15 protein-coding genes are annotated in these 17,932 nt (G+C 63.1%); 9 read left to right on the plus strand and 6 right to left on the minus strand.

The window, feature by feature from the left end:
- The first annotated feature begins 161 nt into the window (after positions 1–161).
- Positions 162–1,019: an amino acid ABC transporter substrate-binding protein gene (locus tag AC3WUT_RS08385; protein ID WP_492346612.1), complete on the plus strand. Its 858-nt coding sequence runs from the start codon at positions 162–164 to the stop codon at positions 1,017–1,019.
- Here AC3WUT_RS08385 and AC3WUT_RS08390 read toward each other — a convergent pair.
- Positions 1,004–1,522, minus strand: a complete 519-nt coding sequence (locus AC3WUT_RS08390; protein ID WP_492346613.1) for a hypothetical protein — start codon at positions 1,520–1,522, stop codon at positions 1,004–1,006. The two genes, AC3WUT_RS08385 and AC3WUT_RS08390, sit on opposite strands and share 16 nt — an antisense overlap.
- A 33-nt stretch (positions 1,523–1,555) precedes the next feature.
- On the opposite strand from AC3WUT_RS08390, the gene AC3WUT_RS08395 reads away from it, so the two are divergent.
- The 5 genes from AC3WUT_RS08395 (at position 1,556) to AC3WUT_RS08415 (ending at position 7,962) form a co-directional block, all read left to right on the plus strand.
- Complete coding sequence (locus AC3WUT_RS08395) at positions 1,556–1,810, plus strand: hypothetical protein (protein ID WP_492346614.1); 255 nt, start codon at positions 1,556–1,558, stop codon at positions 1,808–1,810.
- 165 nt (positions 1,811–1,975) lie between these two features.
- On the plus strand, positions 1,976–3,370 hold the full coding sequence (locus AC3WUT_RS08400; RefSeq protein ID WP_492346615.1) for an O-antigen ligase family protein: 1,395 nt from the start codon (positions 1,976–1,978) through the stop codon (positions 3,368–3,370).
- Complete coding sequence (locus AC3WUT_RS08405; protein WP_492346616.1) at positions 3,367–5,307, plus strand: EAL domain-containing protein; 1,941 nt, start codon at positions 3,367–3,369, stop codon at positions 5,305–5,307. Before AC3WUT_RS08400 ends, AC3WUT_RS08405 begins: the two co-directional genes overlap by 4 nt.
- A gap of 20 nt (positions 5,308–5,327) precedes the next feature.
- Entirely contained in the window at positions 5,328–6,350 is a 1,023-nt protein-coding gene (galE, locus tag AC3WUT_RS08410) for a UDP-glucose 4-epimerase GalE (protein ID WP_492346617.1), read from the plus strand.
- Between the two features lie 106 nt (positions 6,351–6,456).
- Positions 6,457–7,962, plus strand: a complete 1,506-nt coding sequence (locus tag AC3WUT_RS08415; RefSeq protein WP_492346618.1) for a putative bifunctional diguanylate cyclase/phosphodiesterase — start codon at positions 6,457–6,459, stop codon at positions 7,960–7,962.
- Between the two features lie 32 nt (positions 7,963–7,994).
- Here the strand turns inward: AC3WUT_RS08415 and AC3WUT_RS08420 are convergent, their stop codons facing one another.
- Positions 7,995–8,789 (minus strand): DODA-type extradiol aromatic ring-opening family dioxygenase, encoded by a 795-nt coding sequence (locus tag AC3WUT_RS08420; protein WP_492346619.1) that lies wholly within the window; start codon positions 8,787–8,789, stop codon positions 7,995–7,997.
- 190 nt (positions 8,790–8,979) lie between these two features.
- On the opposite strand from AC3WUT_RS08420, the gene AC3WUT_RS08425 reads away from it, so the two are divergent.
- The gene (locus tag AC3WUT_RS08425; protein ID WP_492346620.1) at positions 8,980–10,179 is read left to right on the plus strand and encodes a tetrahydrodipicolinate N-succinyltransferase N-terminal domain-containing protein; all 1,200 of its coding nucleotides are present in this window, start codon (positions 8,980–8,982) and stop codon (positions 10,177–10,179) included.
- Positions 10,180–10,326: 147 nt separating this feature from the next.
- On the opposite strand, the gene AC3WUT_RS08430 is transcribed toward AC3WUT_RS08425, so the two are convergent.
- The 4 genes from AC3WUT_RS08430 to yihG form a co-directional block, all read right to left on the minus strand.
- The gene (locus AC3WUT_RS08430) at positions 10,327–10,746 is read right to left on the minus strand and encodes a hypothetical protein (protein ID WP_492346621.1); all 420 of its coding nucleotides are present in this window, start codon (positions 10,744–10,746) and stop codon (positions 10,327–10,329) included.
- Between the two features lies 1 nt (position 10,747).
- Positions 10,748–13,255 (minus strand): PKD domain-containing protein, encoded by a 2,508-nt coding sequence (locus AC3WUT_RS08435; protein WP_492346622.1) that lies wholly within the window; start codon positions 13,253–13,255, stop codon positions 10,748–10,750.
- 184 nt (positions 13,256–13,439) lie between these two features.
- Positions 13,440–13,895 carry a hypothetical protein gene (locus tag AC3WUT_RS08440; protein WP_492346623.1) on the minus strand — a complete coding sequence of 152 codons (456 nt, stop codon included), beginning with the start codon at positions 13,893–13,895 and terminating at the stop codon, positions 13,440–13,442.
- A 106-nt stretch (positions 13,896–14,001) separates the two neighbouring features.
- Positions 14,002–14,916, minus strand: a complete 915-nt coding sequence (yihG, locus tag AC3WUT_RS08445) for a 1-acylglycerol-3-phosphate O-acyltransferase, YihG family (RefSeq protein WP_492346624.1) — start codon at positions 14,914–14,916, stop codon at positions 14,002–14,004.
- A 300-nt stretch (positions 14,917–15,216) separates the two neighbouring features.
- Here yihG and AC3WUT_RS08450 point away from each other — a divergent pair, with 300 nt between their 5' ends.
- Positions 15,217–15,588, plus strand: a complete 372-nt coding sequence (locus AC3WUT_RS08450) for a hypothetical protein (RefSeq protein ID WP_492346625.1) — start codon at positions 15,217–15,219, stop codon at positions 15,586–15,588.
- 139 nt (positions 15,589–15,727) lie between these two features.
- A complete protein-coding gene (locus AC3WUT_RS08455; RefSeq protein ID WP_492346626.1) occupies positions 15,728–17,803 on the plus strand; it encodes a TonB-dependent receptor in 2,076 nt (691 codons plus the stop codon).
- Positions 17,804–17,932 lie beyond the last annotated feature (129 nt).

The following is a 17,932-nucleotide window of genomic DNA, read 5'->3' on the forward strand; positions in this document are numbered from 1 at the left end:
AGGGTTTCTTCGTCGTCCAGCTGCAGGTCTGTCCGCTGCAGGGCCGGGTGTCGCCCGTTTGGCGGGCATGAAGCCTGCTTGCTGGCGCGGGGTTGTTTGTTGCCGAGGTTGCTGTGCGCTCCAAGATGTCTTTTGCCCCGAACCGTTCGATGGCCCTTGCCATGGTGCTGGTCCTTGCGTCGTTGACGGCCCAGGCTGCCGGCGTGCTGGACCGCATCAAGGCGGGCGGGCACCTGGTGCTGGCGCACCGCGATTCATCGATTCCGTTTTCATACCTGGATGCCGATGGCAAGCCGGTGGGGTATGCACTGGACCTGTGCTTGCGGCTGGCGGAGGTGATTCGCAAGAAAACCGGCGCCCGCGACATGCAGATTGACTATGTGAAGGTGACGGCAGCCGATCGCCTTGATGTGATTGCGCAGGGCAAGGCCGACATGGAGTGCGGTTCGACCACCAACAATGCCGAGCGGCGCGAAAAGGTGGCGTTCACCGTGCCGCATTTCATTGTGGGGGCGCGCATTCTGGTGCGGGCCAACAGCACGGTCGCCCGGCTGGAGGACCTGTCTGGCAAAACAGTGGTGTCCACCCGCGGCACCACGCCGCTCAAGGTGATGGACCAGTTGAACCGCCAGCACCTGCTGAACCTGAAGATCACCGACGCGGCAGACCATCAGCAGGCGCTGCAGATGGTGGCCCAGGGCAAGGCCGATGCCTTTGTGATGGACGATGTGCTGTTGTTCGGCCTGGTGGCCAGCAGCCCCACCCCGGCCGATTTCAAGGTGGTGGGCCGTTACCTGACCACCGAGCCGCTGGCCATCATGTTGCCCAAGGGCGATGTGGCCTTGAAGCAGTTGGTGGACGAAGAGATGAAGCGCCTGATCGTCAGCCGCGACATCTACCCCGTGTATGAGCGCTGGTTCATGCGCCCGATCCCGCCCGGCAACGTGGCGCTGAACCTGCCGGTGAGCTATTTGCTGAAGGATTTTTGGAAGTACCCGACGGATCAAGTGCCCTTTTGAGCCGGCGACAAGCGGTTTTTGGTGTTGGTGGGAGTGGGTTTTGGAATTTTTTTCCAATTAACACCTATTCTTTCAATGCACCAAAAACAGAATTGGCAGCATATTTCTGTCGCTGCACCCCCAGTGGGGCGACATTTTTTGAGAAATCTCACCAACTTGGTGAATCGGGGCAGCGACTTCATCAAATCATTCAGTTTCGCTGGTTTGCTGCTGCGCACAAAAAAGTTGTTCCGACGAACGGCTTTTGCTAGACTGGCATCACTTTCAACCAAAGCAGAGAGGTAACTATGAACAGTTTCACCAAGAAGGCTGTGGTCGCGCTGGGCATTGCATGCCTCGGCTTCGCCGCTAACGCTCAATTCGCCCCGGGTCAGACCGGCGCTGCCCTGGCCGCCCAAGTGCGCGAAGCACTGGCTGCCAAAACGAGCTTGGCTGACCTCGCTCAAGCCGCCATCGCTGCAGGCGTTTCGCCCGCTGCTCTGGCTGTTGAACTGGTCGCTCAAGGTCAGTCTTCCTCGGCTGTGACGAGTGCTGTCGTGTCGGCTTCTCCTTCGTCCGCCAACCAAGTGGTGGCTGCCCTGACCATCGGCGTGTCCGACGCCGAAAAGGCGGGCATCATGACCGCAGCCCTGAGCGTACCTGGCGTGAACGTCGCGTCGTTGGTTCAGGCAACAGGTTCTGGCGGTGGCGATGCCGGTGGCGCAACGGGCGCTGGCGGTGGCAGCAGCTTCGGTAGCTCGGCCGGCTCCACCTTTGGTGGTGGCGGTGGCGGTGGCGCAAGCCGCAGCTGATTGACTGCATAAAATCCCCGAAATGGCAGCTGCGCGCTGCCATTTTTTTTAGTCAGCCGGTTCGGATCAGGGATGGCGCGAATCAATAAGAGCACAAATCGCGGGGTGCGCAGTAGCCGTCAAGGCGGCACCACCGTTGTCAGGGATGGATGGATTTTTGGCGGCTTGATCGCCTTGCTGTTCTGGGCGCCTTTGCCCTTGGGCAGCAACCGCACGTTTGCCGTAGGCATTCTGGTGGCCTGGGTGGCTTTGCTGCTGCTGGGGGCCGTGTGGGCATGGCGGCATCAGGCCGACCAGGCCTGGCAGCGCCTGTACACCTTCAGGTGGCCCCTGGGGGTGCTGGCGCTGTTTGTGTTGCTGGTGTGGTTTCAGACCTGGGAGCTGCCGTCGGCCTGGCTGCAGTTGATATCACCCGAAACCTGGCGGGTGCAGGACGGCGTGGCGCCATTCCGCATCTCGCTGGACGTGTTTCAGACCCGCATTTACGCGTCGCTTTCGACCGGGTACTTCTTTGCCTTCTTGCTGGTGTTGCTGACGGTGCGTGACCGGGCCCGGTTGGACACCCTGGCCATGGCACTGGTGGTGGCGGGCGTGGTTCAGGCGGTGATCGGCGTGATGCTGTTCTCGGCCGGGGCGCATTACCAGATCTATTTCTTTGAGGTGATTCACGACCGCGTGAAGGGCACCTTTGGCTACCACAACCACTTTGCGGGTTACATGGAGCTGTGCCTTTCGATCGGCGTGGGCCTGATGCTGGCGCGCCTGGGCAACGACAGGCAGCAGGGCTCGGGCTGGAAGCACCGGCTGGCGCGCATGATGCAGTTTGTGCTGAGCCCCAAGATGCGGCTGCGCCTGCTGTTGGTGGTGATGGTGATTGCCCTGGTGCTGACCCGTTCGCGCATGGGCAATGCCGGCTTTTTTGCCGCCTTGCTGGTGGTGGGCGTGATCACGCTGGCCCTCACGCGGCGCTCGGCGCCGGCCATGGTGACCCTGATCATCAGCCTGATCATTGTCGACGTGGTGGTGGTGGGCTCGTGGGTGGGCCTGGACAAGGTGGTGCACCGGGTGCAGGAAACCGGTGTGACCGACGCGACCGGCGGCACCGAAGAATCGATCGAAGCGCGCCAGGACGCAGCCATGCATGCGCTGGATCTGGCCCGTGCGTTCCCGGTGTTTGGCACGGGCGGTGGCAGTTTTTACGGCAGCTATGTTCGTTATCGCACGCCTCGCCCCATTTATTTTGACCATGCCCATAACGATTACATCGAGCTGGCCTGTGATTATGGTTTGGTCGGGCTGGGTATTTTGGGCGGCTTTGTGCTGATGACATTTGGCGTGGCGGCCCGCACCATGGCGCGCCGGCGCACCTCGTTGCCGCGGGGCATTGCCTTTGGCGTGATGATGGCCATCACGGCGCTGGCCATTCACAGCTGGGTCGATTTCAATCTGCAATTGCCGGCCAATGTGCTCACCCTGATGGTGATCATGGCCATGGGCTGGGTGGCGCATGCGCTGCCCTCGGGGCGACATCAATCGGGTGATGAAGGGGATCAGCCATGACTTTGCGCCGTCAGATTCTGGGTGTGATTTCGCTGGTGTTTTTGGGCATTTTGGCGGGCCTGCTGGTGTTCAGTGTGCGCGGCACGCGCGATTACCTGGAGCAGCAACTGGCCTCGCATGCGCAGGATGCGGCCACCGCCTTGTCGCTGCCCCTGGCGCAGTCGATGGGGCGTGACGACATGGTGCTGGCCGAGTTGAATGTGGCCAGCGTGTTCGACCGCGGGTTTTTCAAGCGCGTTGTGGTGACCGATGCCAAAGGCAAGGTGCTGGTCGAGCGCGAACTGCCTGACAAGGTGGCCGAGGTGCCGCAGTGGTTCACCCGCGCGTTTCCGCTGGCGTCGCCCGGGGGCGAGGCCTTTGTGTCGTCGGGCTGGCGCCAATTGGGCAAGGTGATTGTGCAAAGCCAGCCCGAGTACGCGTATCAATACCTCTGGAAGTCGGCCCGCGAGGTGGCCATGTGGATTTTTCTGGCCTACCTGGTGGCCTTGTTTCTGTCGCACCTGTTGCTGCAGATCATCTTGAACCCCTTGTATGCGATTGAGCGTTCGGCCCGCGCCATTCAGGAGCGGCGCTTTGAGCAGATCGTGACCCAGCCGGCCGCGCGCGAGCTGGCCCGGGTGGTGCGTGCCATGAACGACATGGCGCGGCGCATCGCCGAGATCCTTGATGCCGAAACCGCCAAGGTGGAGGGGTTTCGCAAGCAGGTCTTGCACGATGAGCTGACGGGCCTGGACAACCGCCGCAGTTTTGATCTGCACCTGGGCGAGCTGCTGTCGGGGCCTGAGCCGCACATCCATGGTGTGCTGGTGGGGCTTGAGTTGAATGGCCTCAAAGACCTGAATACTGGCGGCGGTTACCTGCGCGGCAATGCCTTGCTGCAGGCGGTGGCCCGCATCAGTGCTGAGGTGTTGCAGGGGCACGCCCGCATTTCTGCGCGGCTGAGCGGTGCGAGCTTTGGGTTTGTGCTGGTCGATGTGGGTTTCGAGGAGGGGCGCCATCTGGCCCATCAGTTGCTGGCCGGGCTGCATGAGGTGCTGGCCGATGTGGAAGACGCCGGGGTGTCGTGCAGCGTGGGGGCGGTGCCTTTCAACCCTGGCGAGCAGAAGAGCCACCTGATGGCCCGACTGGACCTGGCGATCGAAGCGGCGCGGCAACAAGGGCGCAATTCGGTGTTTGCCAGCGACCACCAGGGGACCGAACTCGACGCCCTGGGTTCTGAGCGTTGGCGCGCCCTGATCCAGCATGCCCTGAACGACAACCGTTGGCGCCTGCTGGCCCAGCCGGTGGTGTTTCTGGAAGACCGGCGTCTGTTGCACCAAGAGCTGATGGTGCGGCTGCTTGACGAGCACAACGGCCTGGTGCCGGCCGCCAGCTTTGTGCCGATGGCCATGCGCCACAAATTGATGCCCGAGGTGGACCGGGCGGTGGTGCTGTTGGCGGTGGCCCGTTTGCGTGGCCATGGCGCCCCGGCCAAGCCGATGGCCATCAATGTGTCGCTGCAAAGCGTGCGCCAGCGCAGTTTTGTGGAATGGTTGCGTGGCGTGCTGCGTGAGCAGGGGCCGCAGGCGCCGTTGTTGTCGTTTGAGCTGACCTGCTTTGGCTGCTCGCAAGACATTGAGGCAGCGCGGGCCTTTGCGTCGATGGTGCGTGAGCAGGGCGCTCGTTTTGGCATCGATCGCCTGGGTCTGGATGCGCTGTCGACCCGTGTGCTGCGCCAGGTGCCGCCTGATTACGTGAAGCTTGACAGTGCCTTGATCCACGAGGTGGAAGGCGAAGAGGTGTCGGGCGACTGGGTCAATGCGATTGCGGCCTTGGCCCGTTCGATGGACGTGCAGATCGTGGCCCAGGGCATTGAGTCTGAGATGGACGCCCAGCGGCTGGTGGGCATTTACGACGCCGGGCAGGGCTACTTCTTTGGCAAGCCCGAGCCGGTCTGAAAATAAAAAGGGAAGAAATCATGATCTTGTTGACGGGGGGCGCGGGCTACATCGCCAGCCACACGGGCGTGGCCCTGGCGCTGGCGGGCATACCGTACGTGGTGCTCGACAATTTTTGCAACAGCGTGCCGGCGGTGCTGGATCGCATGCACGAGGTGGGCGGGCTGAAGCCCACCCTGGTGCAGGGCGATGTGCGCGACGCGGCCACGCTGGATGCGCTGTTTGCGCGCTACCCGATCCAGGGCGTGATTCATTTTGCGGGCCTCAAGGCGGTCGGTGAGTCGGTGGCCGAACCGGCCTTGTATTACGAGAACAATGTGTCGGGTTCGGTGACCCTGATCCGGGCCATGCAGCGTGCGGGCGTGAAGACACTGGTGTTTTCGTCGTCGGCCACGGTGTATGGCAACAGCGATGCCTCACCGCTTCCCGAGTCGGCACCGCTGGCCCCCATCAACCCCTACGGCCAGAGCAAGCTGATGGTCGAGTACATCTTGCGTGACGTGGCCGCCGCCAACCCCGATTGGCGGGTGGCCTGTTTGCGGTACTTCAACCCGGTGGGCGCGCACATCAGTGGCCTGTTGGGCGAAGACCCAAGGGGCGTGCCGGGCAACCTGATGCCGTTCATTGGTCAGGTGGCCGTGGGCCGCCGCCCGCAGCTGAGCGTTTTTGGCAACGATTACCCGACGCCCGACGGCACCGGGGTGCGCGACTACATCCACGTGATGGACCTGGCCGATGGCCACCTGGCGGCTCTGCGTTATCTGCAGGGCGAACTGACCGGCCGCAACTGCCTGATGGCCAACCTGGGCACTGGGCAGGGCATTTCGGTGCTGCAGATGGTGCAGGCCTTCGAGCAGTACACGGGGCAGAAAATACCGTTTGAAGTGTCAGCGCGGCGTGCGGGCGACCTGGCCAGCTACTACGCCGACCCTGGCCTGGCCAACCGCGTGTTGGGCTGGAAGGCACAGCGTGGCTTGAAGGAAATGTGCGAAGACAGTTGGCGCTGGCAGCATCGCAACCCGATGGGGTATGCCCAGGGCTGAAGACGGCCTGCCCGAGTGATCTAGTGAGTGATCATTAATGGGATTTCGAGAAGTAATTGACATTGCCAGGGTGTTGCAAATAGAAATCTGACGCATCATCACCGGCATGGCAGACTTTCAAATCTCGTTGGAAATTCTGGCCTTCAGCCTGTTGTGTACCTTTGTGGCGCTGGGTCTGCTGTTGCGTGAACGCTGGCGGTCGAGGCGCATCCGGGCGAAGTTGGTGACGGTGTCCGAAGAAATGGATGCCCTGTCGCTTTACGACAGCAATACGGGCCTGCTCAATCGGCATGGCATCGAGACCGCGCTGGGTCATTGGATCGCCCGGGCTGATCGGGACGGCAGCGCGTTTTGCGCTGTGTTCCTGAGCATCGATGAGTTCAAATCCCACAATCAGGCCTTCGGCCAGGAGTTTGGCGATCGGCTGATCAAGCTGAGTGCGCAGCGGCTGGGGGCTTCGCTGCCCGACGGTGCTGACCTGAGTTGTTTCAACGACGGTGAGTTTGTGTTGCTGCTGTCGGGCAACGAGGCGGTGGGCTTGGACACGGCCCGCCTGTTGCTTGACCGGTTTGCCCAGGCCCTGACGCACGACGACGGCACCACCGTGCTGACCTGTTCGATCGGGGTGTCGGTCTACCCGGCGCATGGGGGCCGTTCGCGGCTGCTGGTGAACGCGTCGATTGCAGCCCGCCAGGTGGGGCGGCAGGGGGGCGGCGACTTTTGCCTGTACGACCCCCAGATGAGCGCCGATCTGCGTGAGCAGACCCTGTTGGTGGCCGACCTGCGTCAGGCCATCGAACAAGGGCAACTGGCGCTCTATTTTCAACCCAAGGTGGATGCCCGCACCCTGCACATCACTGCAGCCGAGGCCTTGCTGCGCTGGCATCACCCCACGCGCGGGCATGTCAGCCCGGCGGTGTTCATCCCCCTGGCCGAACGCAATGGCCTGATCGGCACCATTGGCAACTGGGTGATCGAAGAAGCCTGCCGGGTGGCGGGGCACTGGCGCGAGCTGGGCCTGCGCATGCGGGTGGCCGTCAATATCTCGGGCTATCAGATGCGGCAGGACGATCTGGTGGAGCGCATCGCGGAGGCACTGCGTCGCCACCGCCTGCAGCCCGGGCGTTTCACCTGTGAGATCACCGAATCGGTGGCCATGGAAGACACCAAGGGCACCCAGCAGACCTTTGAAAAAATGCGCTCGATCGGCCTGCATGTGTCGATCGATGACTTTGGCACCGGGTATTCGAGCCTGGCCACCCTGCGCCGGCTGCCAGCCTCTGAGCTCAAGGTGGATCGGGCCTTTGTGTCTGACCTGGCCGAGAGCGAAGACGCCCGCTCGATTGCGAACTCGATCATCGGGCTGGCCAAGGCCCTGAACCTCAAGGTGGTGGCCGAAGGGGTGGAAACCCAGCAGCAGTGCGACTGGTTGATGAAAATGGGCTGCGATGAGTTGCAGGGCTACCTGTTCTCGCGCCCGATCCCGGCGGCCGAGATGGAGCGCCTGGCCTTGGCGGCCCCCAGCGAACGGCGTGGGCCGGGCTTCAGTGACTCGCTGTTCAATGCCACGGTGGTGGCCGACTTGGCCGAGCTTTCCGACCTTCCTCGCTAGGGCGGCACGCGCAGAGCCGGGGCTTGGCGCACTCAGTCGAAGGCCCAGGCTCCCAGGGCGCTGGGGCCCACCGCGCCACGCCACAGGCTGCGGCCCGGCGCATCAGAGCCGGCCCCGCTGGCCACCATCAAGGGCAGCAAGTGCTCTTCGCGCGGGTGCGACGCCAGACCGCCCGGGGCCCGGTGCCATTGCGCCAGGTGTTCGGTGCGCTGGGCCTGAGGGCCTTGCAGAGCGGTGTCGAGCCAGTCGTGAAAATCGTGCGACAAGGGGGCGGCCAGGGCGAATTGACGCAGGTTGTGATAGCTCATGCCGGCGCCCACGATCAGCACGCCTTCGTCGCGCAGAGGGCTCAGGGCGGCACCCAGCTGGCAATGCAGCGTGGGGTCAAGGCTGGCTTGCAGCGACATGGCCACCACGGGCACGTCAGCCTGTGGGTACATCACCTTGAGCGGTATGAACACGCCATGGTCCCAGCCGTAGTCGGTGTCGACCCGGGCCGGCAGGCCGGCGCCGTGCAGCAGATCGCAGGCGCGCTGGGCCAGCGCAGGCAGGCCGGGCGCCGGGTATTGCAAGGTGTAGGTCTCGGGCGGAAAGCCGTAGTAGTCGTAGATCAGCCCGGGCTGGGGCCCCCCCGTGAAGCTGGGCACCTCGGTCTCCCAGTGGGCGGTGATGATCAGGATGGCCTTGGGCGTGGTGGGCAGCAAGCTGTTGACGCTGCGCAGAAAGTCTTCTGTGGCCTGGTAGCGCTGCTTGCGTTCACCGGTCATGAAGAACGAGGGGCCACCGCCATGCGGCAGGTACAGGGCAGGCAGGCGCGTAGAGGTCACGTGGGCTCCGGTGGGGTTCAACTGTGCGGCTGGATGTTACCCCGGCTGATCACCGGGCCGATCCCCAGCCGATCACCCCCCACAGCCCACGGCCATCCGCATGGGTTGAGGCGGGCAGGGGGGCATCGCCCTTATAATTTTGGACATTTTTCGTCAATATCAGCCCGAGCCGGGGCGAAGGAATCAGATAATGAGCCAGACTACCCAAGATTATCCGCAAGACGCCGACGCATTCAAGCGCGTCGTCAGCGATTATCAAGCCACTGCGGCTTATAAGAATCCGATTTTGTTTGCGGTGGGGCGTCAGGTTTATACAGCAAACCGCACGCTGGCTTCAGTGCGTTATCCGGTGGTGAATGGCCCGGGCCAGAATACCGGCAGCGCCGCCATTTTGATGAAGGTGTTGGGCATTGAGCCCACGGGTGTGCAAAACGTGGTGCTGAGCGCCGCGCAGCTGGCCGAGGCCCTGCGTTACTTTGCCCCATTTGTGAATGACGGCAAGCAACACCCCAATCTGGTGGCCCTGCAGCAGGCGGCAGCCCAGCTGGCAGCCGCCCCGGCCGGCGCAGCTTCTGAAATCGTGGCCACTTTCATCTTTGATGACATTGATCCGCAAGGCGTTGAAGACAGCACCCTGAAGCTTTATGGCCTGAGCCAGCGCCATTTCAAGCCGAACCAATTGAATCTGACCAAGATTTTCACCAAGTTCCCGAATGTGGCCTGGGTGGGTGATGTGCCGATGGACGCGGCTGAAATTGACCAGGCCTTGATGGGCGCTGCATTTGGCAATACCGAATTTGCCCCGCACATGGTCGACAAGTTTCCGCTGTATGTGCACCGCATCAATACCGTGAAAATGGGCGTGCGCATCACCGACCAGCACAAGGTGCGTCTGGGTGCCTACCTGGGCGAGGGCACCACCCTGATGCCGGGGGCCAGCTACATCAACTTCAACGCGGGCACCGAAGGCCCGTCGATGGTTGAAGGCCGCATCAGTTCGTCGGTGTTCGTGGGCGCGGGCACCGACCTGGGCGGTGGCGCCTCTACGCTGGGGGTGCTCTCGGGGGGCAACAACACGCCGATCTCGGTGGGCCGCAACTGCCTGCTGGAGGTGAACTCGGCTTTGGGCATTCCGGTGGGGGACGCCGTGATCCTGGCGGCTGAAGTGGCCTTGATGGCTTCGTCGCTGGTGAAGGTGGACATCGAAGGCCATCCGCTGAACGGCAAGACCGTGAAGGCCATCGAACTGGTGGGCATCAATGCCGTGACGTTCCGCCGTCACAACCAGACGGGTGGCCTGGAAGTGGTGCGCACCCGTCGCAACATCGATTTCGCCAAGAAGCTCGACAACGGCGAAGACATCCTGAACGGCGACCTGCACAAGAATTGATCGACGGCTGACACGGCAGGCCTTTCGAGAGGCTTGTCGACCCGTTCGACCCAGCCCGCTTGCGCTTGCGCAGAGCGGGCTTTTTTGTATGGGGCCTTGCCGCGGTATGACAGGAGGATCGGCGTGGCTGGCGACCAGCCCGGGGAATCAGCGCAGCTTGAGTGAAAACTGGCAGCGCAGGTTTTCCGGGGCGCCCAGTTCAGGTCGCTGCAAGCCCTTGAGGCTGCTCAACTGCAGAACCCGCTTGCCCAGCAGGCCGTTTGATGCGTCGCCGCTGGCCTCGACCTGACAGTTCTGCCTGGGCTCCAGCGTTGCGTCGGGCAGGGTGGCTGGCAGTTCAAGCCGCCAGACCTGGCCTGAGTCGGTCTGCAAGGCCCACCACGAGAAGGGGGCGCTGCCCTTGCGTGTCAGCAGGCCGACCCCTGTCCAGGCCGTGACCGAATCGTTGTCCACGCGCGCAGGCCGGGGGCCTGCGGCGGTGGCGGATTCCGGGCTGGCACAAGCCGCCAGGCCCAGGCCGCAGGCCAGGGCCAGCATCAGGCGCAGCGCCGTGGTGTGTTGGGGCATGTCAGCGGATCACCAGCGTCAGGGTGCTGCCGGCGGGCACGATCACGTTGTTGCGCACATAGCTCACGGCGCCGGCACCGAGGGTGTCCACGTTGTAATAGTGGCTGGTGGCCGTGAATCCTTTGGTGCCAATCGGGGTTGGTTGAGCCGGCAGTTTGGCGGCGTACAGCGTGGTGTCGACCGCGCCCAGGGTGTAGTTGCCATCGGTCTTGCTGGGCAGGCCGTAGCGGTCGATGGCCTGGGCCAGTGGCAACGGGGCAAACAAGGCGGCACCAAAGTGCGCAAAGTCGTCGGCCATGCCCAGGCCACCCTGGGCCTTGATCAAGGCGTCGAGGCAGGTGTAGCTGCTGTTGCTGGCGGTGCTGCCATCTTTGCAGGTGGTGATCAGTTGCTGGTAGACGCTCAGTCCATAGCGACGGTTGAGGTAGGCGCCAAAGGCGCCACCGATGGCGTAGTTGTCGGCCGACAGTGATGTCCAGTTGATATAGGACGTGCCACCCCCAGTGGCCATGTAGCTGGGGACACTGATTGATGTGATCGGGTTGTAGCCGGCATTGACCACCGGGGCCACGATGTCTTCGGTCATCATGGCGGACGTCTCTTCCAGCCACGTGTCATGCGCGGTGTCGCGGGCCACGGCGCGCTGGTAGAAATTGGTCATGTGCGTGGCTTCGTGCAGCAAGGTCGAAATCGCATACGCCCGCGAAGCCTTGATCTGATTGGCATTGATGAAAAACACCAGGGCCTGATTCGAGTTGGCCGTCGAGGTGGCTGCCGCTTTCAGAAAGTTGTTCAGGCCATAGAAGTAGCCGGCCCAACCCGTTTCATCGGGGGCATTGACGATGACGATGTTGATGTCTTGCAGGTTGCTGCCGTCCTGGATCAGTTGGCTGGCGTACGCACTGGCGGCGGCTCCCCACACATCGCCCAGCAGGGCGCTCATGCGATCAAAGCCCCCCGAGGCCCCACAGACGGCCGTCTGCATGGCGGTGATGTCGCTGCTGGTGGTGGTGCCGGCCAAGGTGGCATTTGGGTCGAGCCAGAACACGACGCTCCGTCCGGAGGGCAGCGTGCAGGTAGCGGCCGCTGTCGTGGCGTAGGGCACGGGGGCGGTCACGCTGTCGTAGAGGTCGTTCCAGGTCCGTGAGGCCCCGACAGCGGGTGTCGGGTTGGCCTGGGTAGCGCGCGCTGCAAGCGGCGCGGTCTTGCCCTTCGACAACAAAGCCGACAGGGCGCGGTTCTTGGCCAGCAGGTCGTTGTGGAAATGGGCTTCGGTGTCGTTACTGAGCAGGCGCTCTGCGGCTTGCACCGAGGTCTTCGCGCCGGCTGCGTTGCTGGCGGGCGAGCTGAGCACCGGGCTGCTCAAGGTGCCCACGGATGGGCTTTGGGCTGCGGTCGTGGTGCTGGTGTTGGCAAAGACCAGGGTGGCCAATTGCCCAGACTTGACCCCCGCGATGTTGATGTTGAGGATGGCTGGTGCGTTGTCGGGGTTGACAAAGCGCCAAGCGCCTACGCCGTTGCCCGAGTAGGTGTTGGCGCTGAGTGCACCGCAGTTGCTGCCACTGCAATCGACGCTGAGGGCATTGCTGGCTGCGGTACCTGCGACGGCTTGTTGAAGCGACGCTGTGGCGCTGCCGCCATTGCTGTCTTGCACCGTCAGGCTCACGGCATAGGTACCGGCGCTGGTGTAGGTGTGGGTGACGCGGCTGCCGGTCCCGGTGCTGCCATCGCCAAAGGCCCATTGGTAGCTCAGGGCCAGGCCCTTGGCACTGGTGGCACTGCCCGTGAAGCTGACCACCTGGCCCACCGTGGGCAAGGTGGCCGAACTGCTGATGGTGGGTGTGGTCACCGCAGGGGAAATGACCGTGATCTGCTGGCTGGCGGTCGTCGACTGGCTGGCCGTATTGGTGGCCCTGACGCTGAGGGTGTAGGTACCCGCTGAGCTGAAGGTGTGGCTGACATTGGCGCCTGTGGCACCCTGGCCATCGCCGAAATCCCAGCTGTAGCCCAGGTTGAGACCCAAGGGGTCGGTGCTGTTGGCACTCAGGCTGGTGGATACCGTGGCATAAATCGCCGCGCCGTTGTTGATCGTCAACTGGGGGGTCGAAGGGGCCGAGGACAGCACCTGGATGGGGAGGGTGCTGGCGGTGGAAACGTTGGCCGTGTTGGTGGCTGTCAGTTTCAGGTTGTAGGTGCCGGCCGCCGCGAAAACGTGCGCCACACTGGTGCCGGTGACGGCGGATGAGCCATCGCCAAAATCCCAGGTGAAGCTGAGGGCGCGGCCTGCAGGGTCGGTGCTGCTGGCCGTGAACTTGACCGTGTTCTGCGCGTAGGCGGCACTGCCATTGGTGATCGCGACCGTGGGGGCGGACGGCGCTGTGCTGGTGCTTTGCCCGCCGCTGCCGGTGTCATTGCTACCGCCGCCGCCGCCGCAGGCACTCAGCCCCAATACGAGAGCACTCGCCAAGATCATCGAACCGAGCGATCGGCCCGACGCTGTGAGTTTCATGTCACTGGTCCCCATTGGATTACGTCCCTTTTATCTGCTGTTCATTTTTAGCACTTGATCATAGTTTCAAAACTGGCAGAGGCGTGCCGCTGGTAGGCCGCTGATAGGCCGCTCGTAGGCTTTCAGGTGGGGCGCTTTTGCGCCCCACCTGGGTGCCGGCTGAGGATTGCTCAGCCTTGCGGGATCAGTACTCCGACGGGTCCTGCATCAGCTCGTAGCCCACCTTGACGCCGATCACGGCGCTCATCTTGATCAGGGTCTTGTGGGCGCACTGCTTCATGAACTCGGCGTCGGCCGGGCCGGCGTTGTGAGCCTCCCACATCACCGAGATGTACTCGGCGTCGCCCAGCTTGAGTTCAACCACATAGCGCAGCACGGTGTAGTCCTCGGCTTCGGCGTCGCCGGTCTCGTCTTCGAGCAACTCGAAGAAGGTGGCGATGCGGCAGGTGAAGCCGGTGCGTTCGTTGACGAACTCGGCATCCCATTCGGGTTCGCCGAAGCGCTCGATCCAGCTTTCCTGGTGGGCGGTGCCGAAGTTGAAGCCCTCCACGCAACTGGTGAAGATCTCAGCCGGCGTGAGGCCGTTGACCAGGGGCTGATCGAGGGGGATGGACTTGTCGGTGTCCCGGGTGTTGGGCATGGTGGCTCCAGTGGGTGTGGTGCGGGCCGCGGTTGCGGCCCGACGGGGGGATTGTGGCCTGCCGGATGTGGCAGGTGTTTGACGGCGGCCGGGTGGCCGCCGCGGCTCAGTGTTTGCCTGGAGCGGGCTTGGTTGGCAGCAGGGTGTCGATCTCGGCGTCCTTGCGCTCCCAAAGATCACCCAGCCAGCGGTGGAAAGTACCGCGGAATTCAGAATCCTTGTCGTAGTCGCCCTGGGCAAACTCGGGCGGAATGGCCACCTGGTGCACGCGCATGATCACGCGGGGGCAACGCCCGCACAGAAAATCCCAGAAGCTGGGCACGCCATCGGGGTAGACGATGGTGGCGTCAATCAGCGAATGGAAACGCTCGCCCATGGCGTTGAGCGACAGGGCCAGCGCGCCGGCCTTGGGCTTGAGCAGGTGGCGGTAGGGCGACGAGGTGCGGCGGTGCTTGTCGGGGGTGAAGCGCGTGCCTTCGGCGAAGTTCATGATGCTGGTGGGCACCTGGGCAAATTTCTCGCAGGCCTTGCGGGTGGTTTCGCGGTCTTGATCGCGCAGGCCCGGGTTTTTGCGCAGGGCATCGCGCGAGTGGCGCTTCATGAACGGAAAATCCAGCGCCCACCAGGCCAGGCCGATCACCGGCACATAGATCAGCTGCTGCTTGATGAAGAACTTGAGCATCGGGATGCGGTGGTTCAGCTGGTGTTGCAGCGCAAAGATATCGACCCAGCTCTGGTGATTGGCATTGACCAGGTACCAGCCCTGGTAAGGCAGTTGCTCGACGCCTTGCACATCCCAGCGGGTGCGTTGGGTGAGGGCCATCCAGCCGCTGTTGCAACTGATCCAGGCTGTGGCGATGCGGTTCAGCCAGGGGTCGATGAAGCTGCGCACGCCTTGAAAGGGCAGTACCAGCTTGAACAGCGCGAGGATGAACAGCAGGGCGCACCAGAACAAGGTGTTGAGGACCAGCAGCACAAAGGCGATGACGCCCCTGAGCAGGGGCGGGAGAAAACTGAGCATAGAACGGCGAGCAGGGCTGAGGTTGGTGTGGGCGCGCAGGTCAGGGTGGGTGGGATGCGGTCAGGCGCCATCCTGCCCAGGGCGACACCTTGCCGATCCCGCGCGGGGCCCGCACTTTGGCAGACCCGACGGGCATTGTGCACAAGTCAGCGGTGGATCACACTGAGATAGGTCAGGTTTTGCTGACACCGCTCGCTGGATGACGGTGCTGGTCCTGGGGCGGGTGGCGGGTCATGCGTCCGACGTCGATCGGCTCAATTGTGGGGTATCCGAAGCCGCGCATCCCACTAGAATCCGGGGATGCGCCGCTCTTGGATTGTTCGATTCGTCTGGATGCTGTTGCTGGCCGCGGCCGGCACGGCCGTCTTGCCGATGGCGCACGATCTGTCGCACCGGCATGGCTGGCGCATGCTGCCCGCCACGGCGTTGTCGGCCGAAGGGGTGTCTGCCCCCGGTGATGGCGAGTCCAGCCCCGATGCCGAGACCGACTTTTGCGTCGTCTGCGCCCACCTGGCAAGCCAGCATGTCGACTTGCCTGGCGAACCTTCTGTGCCGGTGCGGTTCAGTGCCGCCCAGCCCAGCCTCTTGCCTTGCGACCTGCCCAGCGTGCCGCTGGGGGTGGCTTGGTTGACGCCGGCGCCCAGAGCCCCACCACTTCCCGCTCTTCTCTGATTTGTCCGACCCATGGTCTGGCTTGCCGCCCTTGCGCTGCAGGCCTGCGGCTGCATGCCCGTGCCCGATGCACGCTGGCAGCGCGGCCTCGTGATTTTTTCTGAGCAATTGGGCAATTGCCTGCCCCGTGGAGAGCGTTGTGTTTTTGATTGACAAGAAAATCCTGCCGCTGGCAGTGGCATCCACCCTGTCCGGCCTGGTGCCCGCAGCCAGGGCCGAAGCTGATCCGGCGATCGTGTTGGGTGAGGTGAGTGTGCATGGCCAGAGCGATGGCGGCCTGGCCCCAGGCAGCGTGCTGACGTCGGTCGACATCCTGGGGGCCGACAAGATCGAGAACCAGAGTGTCATGAACAGCTGGGAGCTGGTGGGGCAATTGCCCGGGATTCAGTTGACCGAGACGCGCATGGGCGCCGAGTCGGGCAAGGCAACCTTTCGGGCCTTCAATGGCGAGGGCTACATCAATGGCATCAAGGTTTTGATCGACGGCGTGCCCAGCAATGTGAACAGTGGCAACCAGCGTTTCGTCGACATGATTTTCCCGCTGGAACTGGACTACATCGAGGTCGTGCGTGGTACCAACGACCCCCGCTATGGCCTGCACAACATTGGTGGCAACATCAATTTTGGCACGCGCCAAGGAGGCAACTACACCGATGGCCGTTTCACCTATGGCAGCCATGACACCCGTGAAGTGCAACTGGCGCTGGGTCGCGAGGACGGGGGGTTTGCACAGAACTACTTTTTGGCCAAGCAGGACTCGAACGGCCCGCGCAGCCATTCTCAGTCCGAGAAATACAGCCTGGCGGGCAAATGGTTTGTCACCTCGCCCGATGGCCTGATGAAGGCGGGTGTGGTCGCGCGTCTGTATTCGCACCAGGCCCAGGAGCCTGGCTTTCTGACCGCGGCCCAGGTGGCGCAGAACCCGTCCCAGTCGGGGGCACACAACGGCAACGACGGCGACGACCGCGACATGAAGCATCTGAGCTTTCATCTGGATTGGCAGATGACCCCGGAGCTGTTTGCGAGCCACAAGTTGTACATGAACCAATACAGCGATGACCGCCGGGTGACCTTCACCAACAGCGCCGCCACCAGCCTGAACAACCTGCCCAGGCAGCGCCGGTTCTGGGATGAGCATCAGACAGGCCTGATGAGTACGCTCACCTGGCGGGCCAGCCCGGCCTGGGTGCTCGATGGCGGCATCAACGTGGAACGCCAGAAGAACCTGTACCAGCGCTACCGCTATGCCTATGCCTTGCCCACGGATTTTTCGCAAGCCACCACCACGTCCAACGATGACCAGTACACGCTGAACAACGTGGGGGCTTTCGTGCAGGGCATCATCAAGCCCGACGATCGCCTCAAGCTGATTCCGGGCCTGCGCGTGGATCGTTTCACGGGGGACACGCTGATTCGCACCAGCGGCGTCACCGGGCCCTTGCAGGACTACGGATGGATCAAGCAGCCCAAGCTCAGCCTGGTCTACAGCCTGAACAAGGAGACCAGCCTGTATGCCAACTGGGGGCGCACCTTTCAGGTGTTGACGGGCTCACGTGCGCCGACCTATGTGACCTCAGCCTCGCAGAGCCGGTTCAACCCATCGATCAACACGGGCACGGAGGTGGGGGTGAAGTTCAAGCCCGATGCCCAGACTGATCTGCGGGTGGCGCTGTGGTTGCAAGAGGCCACCGACGAGGTGGCCAACATGCCCAGCACAGGCACCACCGTGGGCCTGGGGCAGACTCGGCGCAAGGGGCTGGATTTGCAAGGCTCGACCCGCCTGGGCAGCCGGCTCAAGTTGTGGGCATCGCATTCGGTGCAGGAGGCCAAGGTGGTGAGCGCGTTCACGGCTTCGGGCGTTTCGCTGGCTGGCAAAGAGGTGTTTGCAACTCCTCGCCACATCAGCACGGTCGGTGCCGAGTACCGGGCCAATGACAAATGGCAGCTGGGTCTGCAGGGGCGTGCCCAGGGGTCGTATTTCATCGATGACTTGAATGCGCAGGGCAAGTTCGGCGGCTTTGTTCAGTTCGATGCCAATGTCCGTTACGCCCTGAGCGCCTCGATGAGCCTGGATCTTCAGGTTCGCAATCTGGCCAACCGCAACAGCGCCTATGTCTGGTATGACAATTTCTTCTGGCCATCGGGCAGCGCCCAACCCATGTATTCGCCCGGTGCCGGGCGAACCGCGTTCATCTCGCTCAATGTGAAGATGTGAACGCCTGGGGGCTGATCTTGAACCTTGAGCCCATCGGCCCCCTGGACGACGGTGGCCTTCGCGCCATTGCGCCTGCTTGTGCGCCTCAGGCGTTGGCCTGAGCGCTTCTTCAGACTTTTTCCGGGTTGC

This window comes from Curvibacter sp. EU05-FHT14A10, assembly GCF_058791075.1.

Excerpts from the sequence above, each read along its gene's own strand:
- AC3WUT_RS08385 (WP_492346612.1), top strand. The coding sequence starts at position 162 with ATGGTGCTGGTCCTTGCGTCGTTGACGGCCCAGGCTGCCGGCGTGCTG.
- AC3WUT_RS08405 (WP_492346616.1), top strand. The coding sequence starts at position 3,367 with ATGACTTTGCGCCGTCAGATTCTGGGTGTGATTTCGCTGGTGTTTTTG.
- galE (WP_492346617.1), top strand. The coding sequence starts at position 5,328 with ATGATCTTGTTGACGGGGGGCGCGGGCTACATCGCCAGCCACACGGGC.
- AC3WUT_RS08415 (WP_492346618.1), top strand. The coding sequence starts at position 6,457 with ATGGCAGACTTTCAAATCTCGTTGGAAATTCTGGCCTTCAGCCTGTTG.
- AC3WUT_RS08425 (WP_492346620.1), top strand. The coding sequence starts at position 8,980 with ATGAGCCAGACTACCCAAGATTATCCGCAAGACGCCGACGCATTCAAG.
- AC3WUT_RS08430 (WP_492346621.1), bottom strand. The coding sequence starts at position 10,746 with ATGCCCCAACACACCACGGCGCTGCGCCTGATGCTGGCCCTGGCCTGC.
- AC3WUT_RS08435 (WP_492346622.1), bottom strand. The coding sequence starts at position 13,255 with ATGAAACTCACAGCGTCGGGCCGATCGCTCGGTTCGATGATCTTGGCG.
- AC3WUT_RS08440 (WP_492346623.1), bottom strand. The coding sequence starts at position 13,895 with ATGCCCAACACCCGGGACACCGACAAGTCCATCCCCCTCGATCAGCCC.
- yihG (WP_492346624.1), bottom strand. The coding sequence starts at position 14,916 with ATGCTCAGTTTTCTCCCGCCCCTGCTCAGGGGCGTCATCGCCTTTGTG.
- AC3WUT_RS08450 (WP_492346625.1), top strand. The coding sequence starts at position 15,217 with ATGCGCCGCTCTTGGATTGTTCGATTCGTCTGGATGCTGTTGCTGGCC.